This window comes from Pseudomonas sp. SIMBA_068 (genome assembly GCF_046534705.1).
In the GTDB taxonomy this organism is placed as follows: Bacteria; Pseudomonadota; Gammaproteobacteria; order Pseudomonadales; family Pseudomonadaceae; genus Aquipseudomonas; species Aquipseudomonas putida.
Map to the genome: position 1 here is coordinate 1 of NZ_JAWRYI010000529.1, position 271 is coordinate 271.

Below are 271 nucleotides of genomic sequence, written 5' to 3' on the forward strand. Positions count from 1 at the left end.
GTCGAAGCCCAGGCCCACGACCCGCATTCGCTGCTCAACTGGAACCGCCGCCTGCTGGCGGTGCGCAACCAGCAGAAGGCCTTTGGCCGGGGCAGCATTCGCATGCTCACACCGAGCAACCGGCGCATCCTCGCTTACCTGCGCGAGTACGTCGACCAGGACGGCAACAGCGAGGTGATCCTGTGTGTGGCCAACGTGTCCCGTGCCGCACAGGCCGCTGAACTGGAGCTGTCGCAATACGCCGATAAAGTGCCGGTGGAAATGCTCGGTG

At 64.6% G+C, this 271-nt stretch carries 1 protein-coding gene; it reads left to right on the top strand.

Annotated features, from left to right (window positions below; genetic code table 11):
• Nucleotides 1-271, top strand: a 271-nt coding sequence (locus SB756_RS30255; protein WP_410913259.1) for an alpha-glucosidase C-terminal domain-containing protein, incomplete at both ends; no start/stop codon positions are given.